Below are 17377 nucleotides of genomic sequence, written 5' to 3'. Positions count from 1 at the left end.
AAAAACCCGCATTTCGCGGGTTTTTATTGGGATAACACTTAATTAAAAGACTAGTTCAAATTTAGTCGTTACCACCAAATGACATCAAAATACTCAATAAATTACTGAATATATTGTAGATGCTAATGAAAAGTGTCAATGTTGCCATCACGTAATTTGTTTCACCACCACGTACGATTTGATTAATTTGATACAGAATAAAGCCAGATGAGATCAAAATAAATACTGCTGAAATCGTCAATGATAATGCTGGAATTTGTAAGAATAGGTTGGCAATAATCGCTAAAAAGACGATGACCACACCTATCACTAAGAACTTGCCTAAGAAACTAAAATCTCTCTTTGTAGTACTTGCGATACCAGCTAAAGTTAAAAAGATAATACCAGTACCCGCCGCTGCTAAGCCAACTAACTGCCCACCGTTACGTAGGTGTAAGGCATGTTGCAATAATGGCCCTAACATGACACCAAGCAAGAATGTGTAAGCCAATAGTAGTACGATACCCAAACCACTATTACGGTTCGCAATAATTGCAGATTGCATACCAATCGTTACTGCCATAAACACACCAAATGCGATAAATGGATGAAGCGCGATAATACTAAAATCAAGGCTCATCCCTATGAATGCACCAATTACAGTTGGGATCATGGTTAAGCTCAGCATTGCGTAAGTGTTGCGCAATACTTTATTGGTAGCCAGTTGCGCTGATTCTGAACGACCTAAAACAGGTGTATTGTCAAACATTGTGAATTCCTTTAAGTAATAAAAAACTAAATCACTACATACGCTAAGATAGCGTTTAAGTTAATAAGTTTCAAGAGATAAATTGTTACAAATTAATGATGGCTAAAATAGTTAAACTTTAAACTAAGCAAAAAGACCTAAGCAAACAACTCGCCTTCTGATTTACCTACAAGCGCCACTTGATGTACCGCTTTTACAAAATCCGCACTTTCATGCAGTTGATCTAAATTTAACGGATGCCGTTGCCCATGCATGCGCGCCAGCCTTGCAATACTTTGCGCTGAAATTGTCCATTTGAGATTAGCTAACAGCTCGTCCGCCATCGCAGGTTGATTGCATAGTAGCACCATGTCACAGCCTGCATTTAAAGCAGCTAACGCGCGTGTAGTCACATCGCCCCCCGCGGTTGCTGCTTCCATACTCAAATCATCGCTAAAGATTACGCCATTAAAGCCAAGGCGTTCTCTCAATACTTTTTGCAACCATTTAGGTGAAAAACCAGCGGGCTTATCATCCACTTTAGAATAAATCACATGAGCAGGCATAATCGCTTGAATGCCGTCATCAATCAGCATTCTGAATGGTTGCATATCATTTTGAGCAATTTGGTCAAACTCACGCTCGTCCACTGGCATGCTCACGTGCGAGTCAGCCGTGACAAAACCATGACCTGGAAAGTGCTTACCCACCGCCGCCATGCCGCCCTTTTTAAGGCCTTGCATTAAGGAAAAAGCTAAATCGTTAATGGCTTGTGGGTTAAGGTGAAATGCCCTATCGCCAATCACTAAGCTATCGCCGTAATCCATGTCCAGCACGGGTGTGAAGCTAAAATCAATGCCGTGCGCACGTAATTCAGCAGCTAAAATCCAGCCCGCTTCCACCGCTAATTCTTTGGCTTTTTTCGGATGAGTATCCCAAATTTTACCAAACTCGCGCATGGGTGGAATTTTGGTAAAGCCGTCTCTAAAGCGCTGTACGCGACCACCTTCATGGTCCACGGCGATCAAAAGAGGTGGCTGGCGAACCGCATGAATGCTAGCTGTGAGGGCATCTAATTGTGCGTTATTTTCATAATTACGCTTAAATAAAATAACACCGCCCACCAATGGATGTTGCAAACGGCGAATATCTTCCGCAGTAAGCACTGTACCAACCACATCCAACATAATAGGACCTAATGACATATTTACCTTTTAAAATCTATTTTTTCCATAATATTTTTACTGTTCTATTCTTACGTCTAATTTATCACGTAAATAATCGCCGCCTAGGTTAATCGCTAAAATCAAACTCATCAAGCTTAATCCTACTATTAACACATAATGTGGCGCGATTAGCATATAGCGCACACCATCGCGGAGCATGGCACCCCAAGAGGCATTGGGCGCCTGTATGCCTAAGCCAAGAAAAGACAGACTGGCTTCAGCAATCATTACGCTAGCTAAGCTGTAAGTGGCCTCTACTACCAATATTGACGTGAGTAATGGCAAAATATGCTTAAAAATCAAGCGTGGCACACTGGCACCAAGCGATTCAGCCGCCAATACATGTTGACGATTACGCAGCCCTAACGCCTGTCCGCGCGTGAGCCTTGCGTAGCTCACCCAACCAGTGATGCTTAATGCAATCATCAAGTTAACCAAACCTGGACCTAACACCGCCGCGAAGGCAATCGCAAGCAAAATACCTGGAAAGGCTAAAAACACGTCGGTTATTTGCATTAAAACGCGGTCAACTTTACCACCATAAAACCCTGCAAATAAGCCGACACACACGCCCAATAGCATGGTGATGACGGTCACGGTGATAGACACCATAAACGACACTTCAACACCGCGTAATAGCCGAGCCAATACGCTACGACCTAAATCATCCGCGCCTAATAAATAGGTAAAACTTGGCGTGCTTAAAATCGCATTTAAGTTAATTGCATTGGGGTTTAGCTGAAACAAGCGCCCCAACAAGACCGCCGCGAGCCAGAACAACAAAATGGTGGTTGCAAATTTCTTCATTCTTTTTAAGCAAATTTTACACGCGGGTCGGCAAGTCTATATAGCACGTCTGTCACTAGGTTCACCACCACATAACTCAATGCCACCATCAGCACGCAAGCTTGCGTGACGGGGTAATCGCGTTTTTCAATGCTTTCTACCAATAAGCGCCCGATGCCATCCCACGAAAAAATGGTTTCAGTTATCACTGTACCTGCCAGCAAACTGCCCATTTGCAAGCCAACAATGGTAATAATTGGCAATAAAGCCGCGCGCAAAGCATGGCGTAAAATCACCGTTTTCTCAGTTAAACCTTTGGCGCGTGCGGTGCGAATATAATCGTCATTCAGCACTTCAAGCAGACTGGTGCGCGTCATGCGCGTCAGTATTGCGCTTAAACCAAACCCTAAAGTTAACGCAGGCAAAATAATCGAAGCGTTTGAATCCATACCGCTCACAGGCAACCAACCCAGCCACACGGCAAATATCAGCATAAGCATTGGCCCTAGCCAAAACGCAGGCATGGCTGAAAGGCGCACGCTGACAAGTGTCACCACAATATCTTGCCAATGATTTGCTTTAAGCGCGGCGTAAATTCCCATTGGCACACCAATACTAATACCAATTAACAAGGCCAGTACGGCAAGTTTTACTGTGGCTGGATAACGCGCCTTAATCGTTTCGATAATCGGTGTTTTGGTGTGAATTGAGCTACCAAAATCCCCATTCGACAACTTAACTAAATAGCTGCCAAATTGTTTAACTAGCGGCTGATTTAGCCCCAAATCTGCTCGCAAAGCCGCACGGTCAGCTGTGCTGGCAGATTCACCCAGCATCACTTCTACGGGGTCACCCGGTACCAAATGAATTAGTAAAAATGTGAGGAGCAATACGCCAAAAACGACGGTAGCTAAGCTTGATAGTTTTTTAATTAAAAACAACATTAAACCCCGTCATTCCCACGCACCCATGCATGGCATTGCCACCTAACGTTTTCATTGTAGGAGCGTAATCCTGGTCGCAAAAAACAATGTGGTATATATCACCACCGATAATCGGCACTTGGACGTGCCTCCTACCTGCGCTATTGTAGGAGCGGCTTGTAGCCGCGAATCTTTGCGGGATGTTTTCACCGTTGCTTTCGGGGCTACAAACCCCTCCTACTATGGTGAGCTTTGGAAATATGATGTTTAAAGGATAATCTGTGCTCATTCCGCAATCACCACCGACGTTCCAATCTCAACCATATCAAATAACGCAATCATCTCACTGTTGCGCATACGCACACAACCATGCGAGCCAATCTGCCCCATCTCTGTGCTATCTGGTGTGCCATGGATATAAATGTAACGCTGCATTGTATCTACATTACCCAAGCGATTTTTACCAACTTCTTGACCTGATAACCATAAAATACGCGTCAAAATCCAATCTCGGTTTGGAAATTCAGCCATTAACTCAGGCGTGCAGATTTCACCTGTTGGTCTGCGCCCCACAAACACAGTATTTTCAGGCGCATCCGCACCTATTTTAGCGCGAATAATATGCTGCCCTAATGGCGTGCAACCGCTGTTTTTCTCGCATCCAGCGCCATTTTCGGCAGTGGAGATGCTGTACTTAGCTTTAACGCCGCCGAAGTGATCGAACAGCGTTAAGGTTTGATTGGAAATAGATATTTCAATGCGCATAGCTAATTGTACCCAAATCATCCCAATTTCCATCAGCTTTTGCATTGTATTGGCTGATGCCTTTGCGCATGGCGGAAAACTGCCCTTCGTACCAAAGCGGCACATAAGGCAATTGCTGTCGAATACGCACGGTAGCGGCTTGCCAGTTTTCATCAGCGAGTAATTTATCTAGTTCAGCATCTGCGTATCGGCCACGGTTAAAACCGTTGGGAGGAAAGCTATGTGAGCCAAAGGCTTTTGCATAAATTTCGGGGGTCTTAATACCCACCCATGTAAGGCCGTATAGTTGAAAGTTGCCCTGTTTTACATCTTCAAAAAACGTGCCCCAATCTAAGCTGCGGATTTCAAGGGCTATGCCTGCCTTTGCCATTTGCGCTTGCAGAATTGTGGCGAAGCGAACGCGTTGTGCATCTGTGGAGGTTTTATACACAAGTTTAAGGGGTAGCTTAACGCCTGCTTCTTGCAGCAATTGTTTAGCTAGGCTTGGGTTGTAGTCATTTGCAGGAGCTAAAGAGTTTTGATTCGTGTAATGTTCGGGCGGTAAAATCATATCGGCTTCACGGCTATGTTCAATCATAGCTTTGGCGATGATTTGTTTGCGGTCTATGGCATGCGCGAGCGCTTGCCTGACTTTAAGTTGTTGCAATATTGGGTCCTTAAAATTTAAACCTAGATATGAAAAATTAGCGCCTGTGCTGGTTTTAACCGTAACTTCTGGCTTGGTTTGTAGGTATTTAACAAGCTCTGGCGGCAATTCACCTTGCAATAAATCCACCTCGCCATGCAGTAACTTTAATACACGAACGGTTGGGTCTTTTACTTCTATTAAGCTGATTTTTTGGTTATCGTTGACTCGCTGCAAGGTTAATTTATTCTGCCAAGACACAAATTTTAAAGCGCCGTTACCCACAGGTGCGTGCGAAAAATCATGATTTTCTGATATAAGTTTTGTCGGCAAAATACCTAACACGAGTTTAGCGGGAAAATGTTGATCTGCTTGTTTGAGTTGAAATTCAACCGTGTCATTATCTATCACGGTGATACTTTTGATATTGGCGAATTCGGCGGTATTGGGTGAGTCTTTTAAAGTGGCTAAAGAGTCATAAGTAGCTTTTACGTCGTTAGCGGTTAATGGCGCTTGGTTGTGGAATGGCGCGCGATTTTTATTTAGGGTAAATCTAAACAATGTTGGACTAATTTCCAGCCAGCTAGCCAAGCTTGCGACTGGCTTTGATTGCGCATCAAAATCTACCAAGCTTTGATATACCAGCCGATTAATGCACTCTGAAGCGGCATCCGTGGCATAGCGCGGGTCTAAATTCAGTGGCATTTGCCCAATGGCAAATACAATTTCATGGGAAGGTGATGCGGATGGATGTTGTTGAGTACAAGAACCTGTACTCAACAATAGTAAAACGAAACAAAATTGTGCTAAAACTTTCAATGCCTTCATAGCATCGAAGTTTACTAGATTATGAGTCGCTTAGATGCTTAGGCTAAATGAATATTTAACCCAGATTAACTATTAAAAATAATATTTCAAAATCTCACCATTGTAGGAGTGGCTTGTAGCCCCGAAAACAAAGGTAAATACCTTCCGCTAAGGTTCGCGGCTACAAGCCGCATATCCTTCCTTGATAAATATTAATTCGACAATCAATAAAATTGCAACTTTTTAAATTTTGTTAATTCGCTTTTTTCTCTGCAACTTTCAAACCTTCTTCAACCTCTTTCTTTCGCCCTGCATCGGCATCTTCACGACCAAGTCGTGCAGGTGCGGCTAAAGCTTTTTTGTAATACTCTACTGCTTTTGCGTACTCGCCCTGCCCGCTTAAAAAGTCAGCATAGAAATAATTAGGATCAATGCCAGATGGATTAACTTGTAGGGCTTTTTCTAAGTACATACGTGCTTTTTTCTTATCGCCAAAACCGACAGGCCAGCCTGGGACTTTGTAGTAAAGAGAGCCTAAACTAGTGTAGGCGGAGCCTTGCAGGGCATTGGGGCTGACTTTTTGTGACTCAACTAATAAGTCACGCGCCTTTTCAGCAAACTTTAAAGCACCAATTCCGCCTTTGGCTTTTGCGTAACCACTGTTAGAAATGGCTTCCCATATCATGGCTTCTGGTGCATTGTCATTAGCAGTTGTTACTTGGTGCGCCTTTTCGATAAGGAGCTTAAAAGCATCTTCCTGTGCATCTTTTGGTGTTTGGTAAGTCGCTTTAGCCCATTCGTGCTGAATCACGGCGATTTGGGCATCTAAGTTATCATCCGCAAATGCTGGGCTTGATAGCGCAATAAAACTTAGCAATAACATCATGTTTTTCATCTGTTTTCTCCTTAATATTTGAAAATACGGTATAAATTCTTATGTATTAACTCTTTGGTACTAATTCTTAGGTACTAATACTTAGCCGTAAAAAATTGACGCGCGATTCTGGTTGGTTTCTTTAAACCCAAACTGACAACGCTAGGTAAAAACCCATTCAGCCATGCAAAGAAAGACTCTGGCTGACCTATGTAATGCTCATGTTTATCGGTCTCTATGGCTTTGATGATTTCTGCGACAACCACATGTGGATCATCCATGGCGGTTTTCGTAGCGGCTAACATTTTTGAAGCGATTTCGTCATTCATGGAAGTTTTAATGGCACGCGGAGCAATGTAGGTCACAGTAATGTCGGTATCTAGCAATTCACGCCTGAGTGCTTGAGAAAAACCATGTACGGCAAATTTACTTGCGCTATACGCTGCATAGTGAGGGAAACCTATCGAGCCAAAAATTGAACCGATATTGACGATTTGGCCGCCATTCTGCTCCAGCAACTTTGGCAGCAAAGCACGGGTAAGTTGCAGCGGTACAACTGCATTGATGTACATCATTTGTGCGATACGCATTGCGTCTTGTTCTTGAAACAAAGTGAAATCAAGAATACCAGCACTATTGATTAAAATATCGACACCTCCAAGCAAATGAACGGCCTCATCTACAACCCTTTGCGTGGGATTAGGTGAAGTTTCACTCACTTTAAAATCAGTGACAATTGGAAAAGCTACTCCACCTAATTGATTGATTTTATTGCACAAGCCTTCAACTCGCGCTTGGTCTCTATCAACCAAAGCCAACCTAGCGCCTCGTTTAGATAGTGCAAATGCTAATGGCTGACCAATGCCCCCCGCAGCACCAGTAAGCATGATGTTCTTACCATTCAAATTCATGCGGAAACCTGCTGTAAAGCTGATGGAGTAGTGTTATTTGCGATAAATTGATTACCCAAATCGCGGAAAATGTCACCGTATAATTTGTAAAAGTTTTTCGCACTGTGAATCAATAATTCACGTTCTTTTTTATCTTCAATCTTATTCACTAGCCCTTCATAAAATTCAGTGTGACCAACATCAAGCGAGCCATGAGAAGTTAAGTAGCTAAACGCTTGATTAGGCAAACCTAAGCTACGTTGTAATGAAGCCCCCGCCTGCGTGGCAAGTGCTACACTGGTGCCTTCTAGCACCAATACCATGCCAAAAAAACCGATGGGATTCACACGGTTAATCATGTCATAGGCATAAGCCACCATCATTTCAGTCGCAACGCCAGCTTGTCCATGACGCACGACTTCAGAATCACTACCACAAGCTTTAATGTCATTAAGTATCCATTCTTGATGGCCTAACTCTTCCTCAATGTATTCAGCGACGGCTTCACGTAGCCATTCATATCGCTCGGGTAATTTAGCGCCGCATAACATTAAAAGCGGCACTGTGTGTTTTACATGGTGATAAGCCTCAGTTAAAAAAGCGACGTAAGCAGGCAGGCTCACTTGTCCATTCGCGCCCGCCTGTATGAGTGGTAAGCTAAATAATTCCTCGCGTTCTTGTTGAGTTTCCTGAAGTAATATTTCATAAAACGGCATAGCTTTTTTCCTTATATATTTCGTCAATTCTTTCTTGATAATGTTGCCATATAGCGATTCTGCGTAAGCGGCCATTGGCGGTAAGTTGATTGTTTTGCGGAGTAAATGGCGCATCTGCCGATAGCCATTGGCTGACGCGGGCATAATCTGGCAGGGATTGGTTTATTTCTGCTATGGCGATATCAATATCAGCTGATGTAGCATTTTTTGCAGGAACGATAATCGCCACATTCCAGGGTTTTGCCTCGCCAAATACAGCTGCTTGGGCTATAAATGGCGAGACAGTTAATTCGCGCTCCACCCACTCTGGTGCGACATTACGACCAAACGAGGTTATAAACTGATTCTTTTTACGGGCGGTGATGTATAAATAGCCATCCTCATCCAAATGCCCGATGTCACCAGTAGCGAAATATTCAGTACTCTGTTGCAGGTTTGAGCGTTCGTTGCTTAAATCACTCACATAGCCTAACAAACAAGCACCTTTCACCAATATCTCGCCATATTCACTCAACTTAATCGAGATATGCGGTAAGGGCTTTCCTACGCTGCCTATTTTTCTATCAAGGTGTGTGTTAAGTGCAACTACTGAAGCACATTCAGACAGTCCATAACCCTCATAGACAGGTAAATTTATTGCTGCAGCACGATTAAGCAATTGAGGTGAAACTGAAGCACCGCCAACAGCTAAGAATCTTAAATGATGTGGCTTGGTGTAGCCTACTTCAATGGCACTCACTAGAGCATTAAGCAACTCTGGAGTAAGCACCGTGGTAGTGGCTCTAGAGGCGCTTAATGCCTCCATCATGTTGGCAATATTTAAGCCTGTTGCACCAGATAATCCAACCAGTGCAGACGGCATCAATATTGCCGTTGCTCCAGCTAACAGCGGCACATATAAGCCGGCAATATTTTCAAGTAAAGTCGAAAGTGGCAATATGCTTAAATGACGATCTGTAGGCATTGCTTTAGTTGCATTAAGCAAGGAAAGCGCAACACGGTTCAGCGTCAAGAGGTCTAAACAAACACCTTTAGGCTTGCCAGTTGTTCCTGATGTGTAGGTAATTTTGGCTATCCCTTTTGGCAGATCATGGAAAGTTTTAATCTCTAAAATAAATTCAGTGATAACTTTATCGCCTATCAGATACTGTTTTTCTTGCAGTATATTTTTGCCACACTCATCAAGTACTTGCTTGAGTAAGATAGGCTGATCACTTAACACTACATTGACACCAGCATCTTCAATTGCGTGAATTGTTTGTTCTGAGGAAAAGAAATATGGCAAAGGCACTACAGGTAAATTCAATTCCATAGCGACTAAATCAGCAATGGCCCATGCTGGGGAGTTATCCATGGCTAAGCCTAAAACTTTAGTTGAGGCAGTATTTAGTCGATAAGTGACCAACTCAATTGAAGTGACTAACTCGCCATACGTTAAGGATTCTGCTACTTTACCTTGTAGCGCTATTTTATGAGGTGTGTGAGTTGAAAAATGCGAAATCGCATTAAGAACAGAATGAGATTGAGTATTCAACATGTTAAATCCTACGGGGCAATTGGTTGCGTACGACGAATCGCCATCACTTGCGGACGTTCATTGTAATAAGTACCCCAAGCAGCACGTTCATGTTCTGGAATACGTTTAATACTCGCTTCTCCCAAAAACTGTAAAGACATATTGAGCTTAGTTAAGGAGTTACGTAATACTGAAATTCCTGTAAAAACCGCCCATTCAGATTGTGTACTATGCAAATACAGGCTGATGCTAGCGAGTAAACTGCGTACATTAATTGGATCAGCAACGGCTAGATTTCCAACTTCTAAAATAGCCTTACGTGAGATTATTGTTTGATTATGCTGAGACAATAGCGCCTCGATTGGCGAGTCAAAATAAGTTTCTAAAAACAAATTCTCTTGATTGGCATGACGCAATCCGCATACTGCAAGTAACTTACCGCCAGCATCACGAACACTCAATAATTTAGGCATAAAGTGACTGACTTCTGCACTATGCGCACGTCGGTAGATCGCACGAACAAAGCTCTCCAGCTCTTGTCTATCAGCCGCGCATGGCCCTGAAATCGCCGTGGTGACTGATTGCGCGCCATGCAGATGAATAGCGGCGCTTTTGCTTTGTGTAGAAGTCGTATCGATTACTGACTGTTGAATATCAGCAGTAGCTAATTGTTGCGCAAATTGCATAAAACACTCCTGTAAGAATGTTTTTATATACGCAAGCGTTATGCCAAGTCAGTTACTTATTGTTGTTTATAAAATTAAATCGATATTAATCATAATGTTACAATGATTATTCGCTTTAATTTTTAATAGCTACGGATGATTTTATAATCACAATTTTTGCAGACTTGCAGCTTACTACTTGATATTCCCTGCAATTTTTGTAGGGTTTTATATTAAATTACTGAGCAGTACTGGCAGATTTTTCAGAACAATTGAGTTCTGGGGCCGTAGATAAAACATTATGATCTGCATTAATCCAAACCAATGGTTTAACCCTATCGTCTAACTTACAAGCTCCAATATAACCTATCGCTCCTGGCGTAGCTGCGACGAATCTGAGCATCGCCTCTTGCGAACTCACAACATGCGGCGGCGAAATACCATGGAAATACAAGCCATTCCAATAATTGGTTTGAGTTTCTGGCGCACTTCTTAAGATTGATAGCGAAAACTGCAACCTAAGTGGATTGGTTGCAGAATAATTCAAAGTTTGAATACGTTTTCCATCTGCCCAATACAACTTCTTTCGCCAAAAAATGAGAGAAAGCTCGTTAGCATTTACCTGCTGAATATTGTGATTGCGTGGCACAATCACAACCAGCACTTCTGCGCGCGCCTGTTGAATAAGGCTACCTAGCAGCACACTTATAGACAACATTAACAATTTAAATTTATGCATGCAGGACTGACGCGCTAAAACAAAATTGAGAATGAAGCGAGTAAGCCTTTCGGCGATTGAGTGCTTTCTTCATTGCCACCTACATACTCAATTTTAAGTATTTTACTGGGTGTCATCCGCCATGCTGAACCAATCAGCCAACGCGCCGTTGAACTTTCTTCAGGACGCATATAATTCTCTACCCGTGCGATTGCAAACCACTGATTGCCGAGCGGTGCAACGCCTTGCAGATAAGCGCCGCTGCCACCATTAGTGTAATTATTGTAGTAACGCTGAAAAGCTTCACCACTAAATTCCCAGCCTTGACGCTGTATTAAGAAATCCAATCCCACCATATGAAATTCAGGACTATTTGGAATGTTCTCGCGAAACTCCAATAAAGAAAGCCCCCAATTGACGTTACCCGAAAGCGTAAAACGCGCACCTTTGGTCTCTTCAAATGGAATTTCCTCATGATTTACAATTTGATCTTTTAATGTCTCCAAATAGAAACTGTATTCAAAAGCATTATCTGCTAAAGGGGTAGCGCCATAAAACATCAAACCATTGATTGCGGTAGGAAATAAGCGGCTTGTCACCAAGGGACGAGTCGTTGTCCAAACGAGAGGAGCGGCATGGAGTAGATTCCAGCGACCCGCAGGAGTTAAAAATCGACCTGCACGTACATTCAATTTTTCGGATAAATTGTAATCTAAGTAGAAGCGCTCTAGATCTAGGTAACTGTCTTTGCCAATTGAAGTGTCATCTGTATTGAAGCTAATTGGTCTGACAATTTCCAGCTCAGTAAAAAAGTGGAAGCGGCTATTATTTTCCCAGCTGAGTAAAATGCTGAATTCATTAATAGCTCCTTCTACTTTTCCACCAGGATGCACATTAATTTTGGCATGGGAATAACCACCTAAACTAAAATTCTCCCATGGTGATGTATCGTCTGTCTCCGCAGCTAAAGCTGTTTGCATAGGCATAAGAATCGTCACGCATATAAAAAATAGCAGTGGTCTTATTAAAATAGCTCTAAGCATCTTCACTCCATGCATAATTTCTTCATCTCTAAAAAACTACTACGTCGATAAACTAGCAACGGTATATCATTCCATTTTGCTTAACGAATCATTCGGTATAAATTACTTTGCTTAATTTACTACAACTTATCATGCTTTCATTCTCGCACTAAATCAGATGCTTAAAAAAGCCCTGCCTATCCGCTTTATTCTACTCGGTGCATTTTTGCTAGTAGGTTTACTGCCAACTATGCTGGTCACCGGCATGGCTTTTTTTGAGGCTCGCGGTGCATTAAAGACCGAAATTAAACATGATACCCAAACCCGAGCAAACGCTACTGTAGATGAAATTGACCGCATTATGTTCGAACGTCTGCATAATACTGCGTCTTGGGGCCAGTTGGAAATTATGCAAGATGTTCGAATTGGTGACATTGATAAGCGTCTATCCAAGTTTTTAAGTGATTTAAAGTTCAGTTACCACGATATTTATAATGAACTTTATGTTGTAGATAACAAAGGCATTGTGATTGCATCGAGCAACGCCGAGTCAATTGGTAAACATCGCGCACAGTTTAGCGATTGGTTAAGCACTAAAATTCAGGGTAATCACATAAGTATTGCGCCTATTATGCAGGAGCAACTCAACATCTCAACCGATGTTAAAGATGCTTTTGACGGCAATAAACTTGGCACTCTGGTCACGGTTTTTAACTGGAATCAAATCACCACTATTTTAGAAGGCGCTGTTTCAGGAAGAAGCGGTGCGGCACTTTTTGAGGGTAATAACAAAGTATTATCGATGACCGCACATTGGTCAGACGTTCAAACTAAAGAAAAATTATCGACCTCTTCTAAATCCAAAGGTTATCAAGGTTATAACGGCTTCAAGTGGTACGTTGTGATTGCAGAATATCGTTTAGACGCATTAGCGCCAATCCAACAAATGGCTTATATTTTTATTGGCTTATTGGTTGCCACCATTATTCTAGCTAGCTTAATTGCGTTCCCAGTCGCTACAGCATTAACTCAGCCACTTGTTAATCTCACGGCTTTTGCCAATAATTTTATTCGTGAGCCAAGCAATGCCTTGCCTCCTAGTACGAGTAACCTAGTTGAGCCCGAAGAAATCACAGCACTTTCAAACGCTTTCAGCAAAATGATTAACGACCTTGAGCGCTCCAAAGAGCATTTGACACGAGCAGCGAAACTAGCAGTAGTCGGTGAAATGGCAGCCGCCATGAGTCATGAAGTGCGCACCCCTTTGGGAATTTTGCGCTCATCCGCCCAAGTCTTATTACGTGAGCCCAATATTAGTGAAGAAGGCCGCGAAGTTTGTGGATTCATTATTAGCGAAACAGAACGTTTAAATAAACTGGTGTCGGCATTGATTGACTCAGCTAGGCCGAGATTACCTGATTTTAAACATACCGACCTTACGGAACTAGCGCAGCAATGCGTTGCAATGTTGCGCATACAGGCTGAGAGTAAAAAAATAGAACTGATTTGCGAGGCGAATGAAAAAGCTATCGCCCTGTGCGATGCAGAGCAAATCACACAGGTTTTATTAAACCTACTACTCAATGCAATTCAAGTATTGCAAGATAATGGCAAAATAATATTAAAAGTAACTCACTCAATTGACCAAGTGTTAATTACCGTTTCCGATAATGGTCTAGGCATTCCCGTTGAGCATCGTAACCAAGTATTTGAGCCATTCTTCAGTAAACGCAGAGGCGGCATTGGCTTGGGACTGGCAATTGTAAAGCAAATTGTAATGGCAAATCATGGCAATATTAGTGTGCATCAAAGTAGCTTAGGCGGTGCCGAATTTCGGCTACAACTACCTGTCGACATAGCTGTATAAAACAAAATATTTTTATGGAACGTATCAAAAAATGAATCAGCAAAAACGCATTCTCGCTGTTGATGATGAACCCCATATGCGACGTCTGCTAGAAATTAGCTTACGCCAAGCTGGCTATCAGCCAGTAGTCGCAGAAAATGGTAAAGAAGCACTTACAATTTTGCGAAATGATAATATCGACTTAGTCGTAAGCGATTTGCACATGCCAGTGATGGATGGCTTAAAACTACTAGCAACCTTGCGCGCGGAAAATATCGAGATACCAGTGATTATCGTCACGGCTCAAGGTGAAATTTCTTCAGCAGTGCAAGCCATGAAATTAGGCGCTTCAGATTACATCCTACGGCCATTTGATTTAGAAACTCTTGAAATTGCCATTAGTCGAGCACTATCGGTTACTCGATTAAAAGTCGAAAATCAGTTTCTTCGAGATGAAGCTGGGCAAATAGGCAAAAGTTTAATTGGCGAGAGTCCAGCTATTCGCATAGTGCATCAGGCTATTTCCCAAGTGGCTGCTGAAAAAGCTACCGTACTGATTGCTGGTGAAACAGGAACGGGTAAAGAACTTGTAGCGCGTGCCATTCATCAACAATCTCCAAGAAAGGATGCTCTCTTTGTTGCAGTCAATTGTGCAGCGATTCCGTCTGAAATGCTGGAATCTGAATTATTTGGCCATGAGCGTGGTGCCTTTACTGGCGCAGTTAAAGAACGTATAGGCAAGTTTGAACTAGCTGATGGTGGTACTTTATTTCTGGATGAAGTGACTGAAATGCCAATTGCCTTGCAAGCCAAGCTACTTCGCGCGCTGCAAGAAGGTAGCATTGAGCGCTTAGGAAGCAATCGGCAATTGAATGTAGACATTCGGGTTGTGGCCGCAACCAATCGCGACCCCATGCAGGCGATAAAAGAAGGTAAGTTACGTGAGGATTTATATTATCGCCTGAATGTATTCCGTATTGACTTACCCCCTTTGCGTGACCGACTAAGTGACATCAAAATACTAGCAGCGCATTTTCTAAAAAAACGTAACGTGCGTATTGATGACAATGCCGCCAGCCTACTAGAAAACTATGCTTGGCCAGGAAATATTCGTGAGCTAGAAAATGTGCTGGAACGTGCGGCCATCGTTTGCAGCGGTCAATTAATAAGAGCGGAAAACTTACCTGCAGATATTGTTAAGAAAGCTACTCCTATAGCTCCATTATTAACACATACAAATGACACATCAAATTCAAGGCAATCACTCTCATTACCTGACGCGGTGCAATCTATGGAGATAAAAATGATTTCAGAGGCACTGACACAAGTCAACGGCAACAAAAGTCGTGCAGCAAAATTGCTAGATATTAGCGAGCGTACACTTTGGTATAAATTAAGCCGTTATCACTTAACAGATTAAAATATTGCGTTCAATTAGATTTTATTAATCTGCGGTTTATGAACTAACAGATAGTTGCGTATATTTTAAGTCCATTTCATAGCAAATCTTAAAACAACATCAAGTCTGACTATCAGTTTTTTGAAGTTTTAGTAAATTAAAATTTTTTAAAATAATCACTGAAACTTATCGGTGAAAATTGTATCTATTTGTAACTGATTTAATTAAGCTAAAATTCAAAAATCTTCTACGTTATCAAGCAATTAATTCTAGCTAAGCGTATACAACAGCGCTAGAATGTCGACCTTTAGAACTTAAGTCAATTTCTACCTAGTTGATATAAATCAATTAGGTTTTTTGCAAGCTGCGACAGAATGTCACGTGTGAAACTCACAAAGAATTATCAATAAGTGCGATAGGGGAAATAAATGCAAGACCTTAAAACTCAAGCAATTACGTATGAAGATGGCGTCATACGGCAATTTTCAATCATGGCCGTAGTTTGGGGTGTGGTCGGTATGTTGGTGGGCGTGATTATCGCCTCACAACTTGTCTGGCCCGAACTTAATTTCGGATTACCTTGGACAAGTTTTGGTCGTTTAAGACCACTACATACCAACGCAGTAATTTTTGCATTTGGTGGCTGTACTCTATTTGCCACTTCTTATTATGTAGTACAACGTACCTGTCAAACTAAGCTATTTATGCCTAAGTTGGCAGCTTTTACATTCTGGGGCTGGCAGCTAGTCATTGTAGCCGCTGCGGTTTCTCTACCTTTAGGCTTCACACAAGGTAAAGAATACGCTGAACTAGAGTGGCCAATTGATTTATTAATCGCAGTAGTTTGGGTGTCATATGCGATTGTGTTCTTTGGTACGATTGGTACACGTAAAGTAAAACATATTTATGTAGCTAACTGGTTCTTTGGCGCATTTATCTTAACGGTTGCTTTACTACACATTGTAAACAGCGCAGCGATTCCTGCGGGCTATATGAAATCTTACTCAGCTTACGCTGGTGTGCAAGATGCAATGGTTCAATGGTGGTACGGTCATAATGCGGTTGGCTTTTTCCTAACAGCAGGTTTCTTGGGCATTATGTATTACTTTGTGCCTAAACAAGCTGGTCGCCCTGTCTACTCATATAGTTTGTCTATCGTGCATTTCTGGGCATTAATTTTCACTTATATGTGGGCGGGTCCTCACCACTTGCATTACACAGCATTACCTGACTGGACTCAATCTCTCGGTATGGCATTCTCCTTGATTCTGTTAGCACCAAGCTGGGGCGGTATGATTAACGGCATGATGACAATGTCTGGCGCATGGCACAAATTGCGTACAGATCCTATCTTACGCTTCCTAATTGTTTCATTATCTTTCTACGGTATGAGTACGTTTGAAGGTCCAATGATGGCGATTAAAACAGTTAACTCACTATCACATTACACAGACTGGACTGTTGGTCACGTTCACTCAGGTGCTTTAGGTTGGGTTGGTTTAGTTTCAATGGGTGCTTTGTACTACATGATTCCACGTTTGTTCGGTCAAAAACAAATGTTCAGTATCAAAGCAATTGAATTACATTTCTGGTTAGCCACTATTGGTATCGTGCTTTACATCTCTTCACTATGGATTTCTGGTGTGATGGAAGGCTTAATGTGGCGTGCGATTAACACTGATGGCACATTGACATATACATTCGTAGAAAGCGTGAAAGCAAAACATCCGTACTACATCATTCGTACATTAGGTGGACTACTCTATCTAAGCGGCATGGTAATTATGTTGTGGAATGTGCTTAAAACTGCATCTAATGGAAAAGCTGTTGTTACTACAATTCCAGCTCTTACTGCTCACGCTTAAGGAAAAA

Annotated in this window: 16 protein-coding genes; 3 read left to right on the top strand and 13 right to left on the bottom strand. The window is 42.2% G+C overall.

Annotated features, from left to right (window positions below; translation table 11 throughout):
- Window positions 1–61 precede the first annotated feature (61 nt).
- The 13 genes from PSV17_RS02975 to PSV17_RS02915 all read right to left on the bottom strand — a co-directional run bounded on the left by PSV17_RS02975 (window position 62) and on the right by PSV17_RS02915 (window position 12224).
- On the bottom strand, window positions 62–748 hold the full coding sequence (locus tag PSV17_RS02975; protein ID WP_300479538.1) for a Bax inhibitor-1/YccA family protein: 687 nt from the start codon (window positions 746–748) through the stop codon (window positions 62–64).
- A gap of 137 nt (window positions 749–885) precedes the next feature.
- Complete coding sequence (gene nagZ, locus PSV17_RS02970; RefSeq protein ID WP_300479536.1) at window positions 886–1932, bottom strand: beta-N-acetylhexosaminidase; 1047 nt, start codon at window positions 1930–1932, stop codon at window positions 886–888.
- Window positions 1933–1968: 36 nt separating this feature from the next.
- Window positions 1969–2760 (bottom strand): ABC transporter permease, encoded by a 792-nt coding sequence (locus tag PSV17_RS02965; protein WP_300479534.1) that lies wholly within the window; start codon window positions 2758–2760, stop codon window positions 1969–1971.
- A gap of 5 nt (window positions 2761–2765) precedes the next feature.
- Window positions 2766–3683 carry a nickel ABC transporter permease gene (nikB, locus tag PSV17_RS02960; RefSeq protein WP_300479531.1) on the bottom strand — a complete coding sequence of 306 codons (918 nt, stop codon included), beginning with the start codon at window positions 3681–3683 and terminating at the stop codon, window positions 2766–2768.
- Between the two features lie 264 nt (window positions 3684–3947).
- Window positions 3948–4427 carry a L,D-transpeptidase gene (locus tag PSV17_RS02955; RefSeq protein WP_300479966.1) on the bottom strand — a complete coding sequence of 160 codons (480 nt, stop codon included), beginning with the start codon at window positions 4425–4427 and terminating at the stop codon, window positions 3948–3950.
- Complete coding sequence (locus tag PSV17_RS02950; protein WP_300479529.1) at window positions 4417–5880, bottom strand: ABC transporter substrate-binding protein; 1464 nt, start codon at window positions 5878–5880, stop codon at window positions 4417–4419. The genes PSV17_RS02955 and PSV17_RS02950 overlap by 11 nt, the downstream gene beginning before the upstream one ends.
- A gap of 232 nt (window positions 5881–6112) precedes the next feature.
- Complete coding sequence (locus PSV17_RS02945) at window positions 6113–6754, bottom strand: hypothetical protein (protein ID WP_300479527.1); 642 nt, start codon at window positions 6752–6754, stop codon at window positions 6113–6115.
- A gap of 74 nt (window positions 6755–6828) precedes the next feature.
- Window positions 6829–7644, bottom strand: coding sequence for an SDR family oxidoreductase (locus tag PSV17_RS02940; protein WP_300479525.1), 816 nt, complete (start codon window positions 7642–7644; stop codon window positions 6829–6831).
- Window positions 7641–8339 carry an iron-containing redox enzyme family protein gene (locus tag PSV17_RS02935; protein ID WP_300479523.1) on the bottom strand — a complete coding sequence of 233 codons (699 nt, stop codon included), beginning with the start codon at window positions 8337–8339 and terminating at the stop codon, window positions 7641–7643. The genes PSV17_RS02940 and PSV17_RS02935 overlap by 4 nt, the downstream gene beginning before the upstream one ends.
- Entirely contained in the window at window positions 8326–9876 is a 1551-nt protein-coding gene (locus PSV17_RS02930) for an AMP-binding protein (protein ID WP_300479520.1), read from the bottom strand. Before PSV17_RS02930 ends, PSV17_RS02935 begins: the two co-directional genes overlap by 14 nt.
- Window positions 9877–9884: 8 nt before the next feature.
- Window positions 9885–10541 (bottom strand): thermostable hemolysin, encoded by a 657-nt coding sequence (locus tag PSV17_RS02925; RefSeq protein WP_300479517.1) that lies wholly within the window; start codon window positions 10539–10541, stop codon window positions 9885–9887.
- A gap of 217 nt (window positions 10542–10758) precedes the next feature.
- Window positions 10759–11259, bottom strand: coding sequence for a hypothetical protein (locus PSV17_RS02920; RefSeq protein WP_300479515.1), 501 nt, complete (start codon window positions 11257–11259; stop codon window positions 10759–10761).
- 14 nt (window positions 11260–11273) lie between these two features.
- Window positions 11274–12224 (bottom strand): hypothetical protein, encoded by a 951-nt coding sequence (locus PSV17_RS02915; protein WP_300479513.1) that lies wholly within the window; start codon window positions 12222–12224, stop codon window positions 11274–11276.
- 214 nt (window positions 12225–12438) lie between these two features.
- On the opposite strand from PSV17_RS02915, the gene PSV17_RS02910 reads away from it, so the two are divergent.
- The 3 genes from PSV17_RS02910 to ccoN all read left to right on the top strand — a co-directional run bounded on the left by PSV17_RS02910 (window position 12439) and on the right by ccoN (window position 17370).
- On the top strand, window positions 12439–14127 hold the full coding sequence (locus PSV17_RS02910) for a sensor histidine kinase (RefSeq protein WP_300479511.1): 1689 nt from the start codon (window positions 12439–12441) through the stop codon (window positions 14125–14127).
- A 31-nt stretch (window positions 14128–14158) separates the two neighbouring features.
- Window positions 14159–15526, top strand: a complete 1368-nt coding sequence (locus tag PSV17_RS02905; RefSeq protein WP_300479508.1) for a sigma-54 dependent transcriptional regulator — start codon at window positions 14159–14161, stop codon at window positions 15524–15526.
- A 407-nt stretch (window positions 15527–15933) separates the two neighbouring features.
- Window positions 15934–17370, top strand: a complete 1437-nt coding sequence (ccoN, locus tag PSV17_RS02900) for a cytochrome-c oxidase, cbb3-type subunit I (RefSeq protein ID WP_300479506.1) — start codon at window positions 15934–15936, stop codon at window positions 17368–17370.
- Window positions 17371–17377: the final 7 nt, after the last annotated feature.

It is taken from the genome of Methylotenera sp. (assembly GCF_029946165.1).
GTDB lineage: Bacteria > Pseudomonadota > Gammaproteobacteria > Burkholderiales > Methylophilaceae > Methylotenera.
The sequence above is the reverse complement of the archived record's forward strand: the minus strand, read 5'-3'. Positions and strand labels throughout refer to the sequence as shown.

What these genes read in the sequence shown, in the direction of transcription:
- PSV17_RS02925 (WP_300479517.1), bottom strand. Translation starts at nt 10,541, where the DNA reads ATGCAATTTGCGCAACAATTAGCTACTGCTGATATTCAACAGTCAGTA.
- PSV17_RS02950 (WP_300479529.1), bottom strand. Translation starts at nt 5,880, where the DNA reads ATGAAGGCATTGAAAGTTTTAGCACAATTTTGTTTCGTTTTACTATTG.
- PSV17_RS02965 (WP_300479534.1), bottom strand. Translation starts at nt 2,760, where the DNA reads ATGAAGAAATTTGCAACCACCATTTTGTTGTTCTGGCTCGCGGCGGTC.
- PSV17_RS02975 (WP_300479538.1), bottom strand. Translation starts at nt 748, where the DNA reads ATGTTTGACAATACACCTGTTTTAGGTCGTTCAGAATCAGCGCAACTG.
- PSV17_RS02945 (WP_300479527.1), bottom strand. Translation starts at nt 6,754, where the DNA reads ATGAAAAACATGATGTTATTGCTAAGTTTTATTGCGCTATCAAGCCCA.
- PSV17_RS02915 (WP_300479513.1), bottom strand. Translation starts at nt 12,224, where the DNA reads ATGCCTATGCAAACAGCTTTAGCTGCGGAGACAGACGATACATCACCA.
- PSV17_RS02930 (WP_300479520.1), bottom strand. Translation starts at nt 9,876, where the DNA reads ATGTTGAATACTCAATCTCATTCTGTTCTTAATGCGATTTCGCATTTT.
- PSV17_RS02940 (WP_300479525.1), bottom strand. Translation starts at nt 7,644, where the DNA reads ATGAATTTGAATGGTAAGAACATCATGCTTACTGGTGCTGCGGGGGGC.
- nikB (WP_300479531.1), bottom strand. Translation starts at nt 3,683, where the DNA reads ATGTTGTTTTTAATTAAAAAACTATCAAGCTTAGCTACCGTCGTTTTT.
- PSV17_RS02920 (WP_300479515.1), bottom strand. Translation starts at nt 11,259, where the DNA reads ATGCATAAATTTAAATTGTTAATGTTGTCTATAAGTGTGCTGCTAGGT.
- PSV17_RS02955 (WP_300479966.1), bottom strand. Translation starts at nt 4,427, where the DNA reads ATGCGCATTGAAATATCTATTTCCAATCAAACCTTAACGCTGTTCGAT.
- PSV17_RS02935 (WP_300479523.1), bottom strand. Translation starts at nt 8,339, where the DNA reads ATGCCGTTTTATGAAATATTACTTCAGGAAACTCAACAAGAACGCGAG.
- ccoN (WP_300479506.1), top strand. Translation starts at nt 15,934, where the DNA reads ATGCAAGACCTTAAAACTCAAGCAATTACGTATGAAGATGGCGTCATA.
- PSV17_RS02905 (WP_300479508.1), top strand. Translation starts at nt 14,159, where the DNA reads ATGAATCAGCAAAAACGCATTCTCGCTGTTGATGATGAACCCCATATG.
- nagZ (WP_300479536.1), bottom strand. Translation starts at nt 1,932, where the DNA reads ATGTCATTAGGTCCTATTATGTTGGATGTGGTTGGTACAGTGCTTACT.
- PSV17_RS02910 (WP_300479511.1), top strand. Translation starts at nt 12,439, where the DNA reads ATGCTTAAAAAAGCCCTGCCTATCCGCTTTATTCTACTCGGTGCATTT.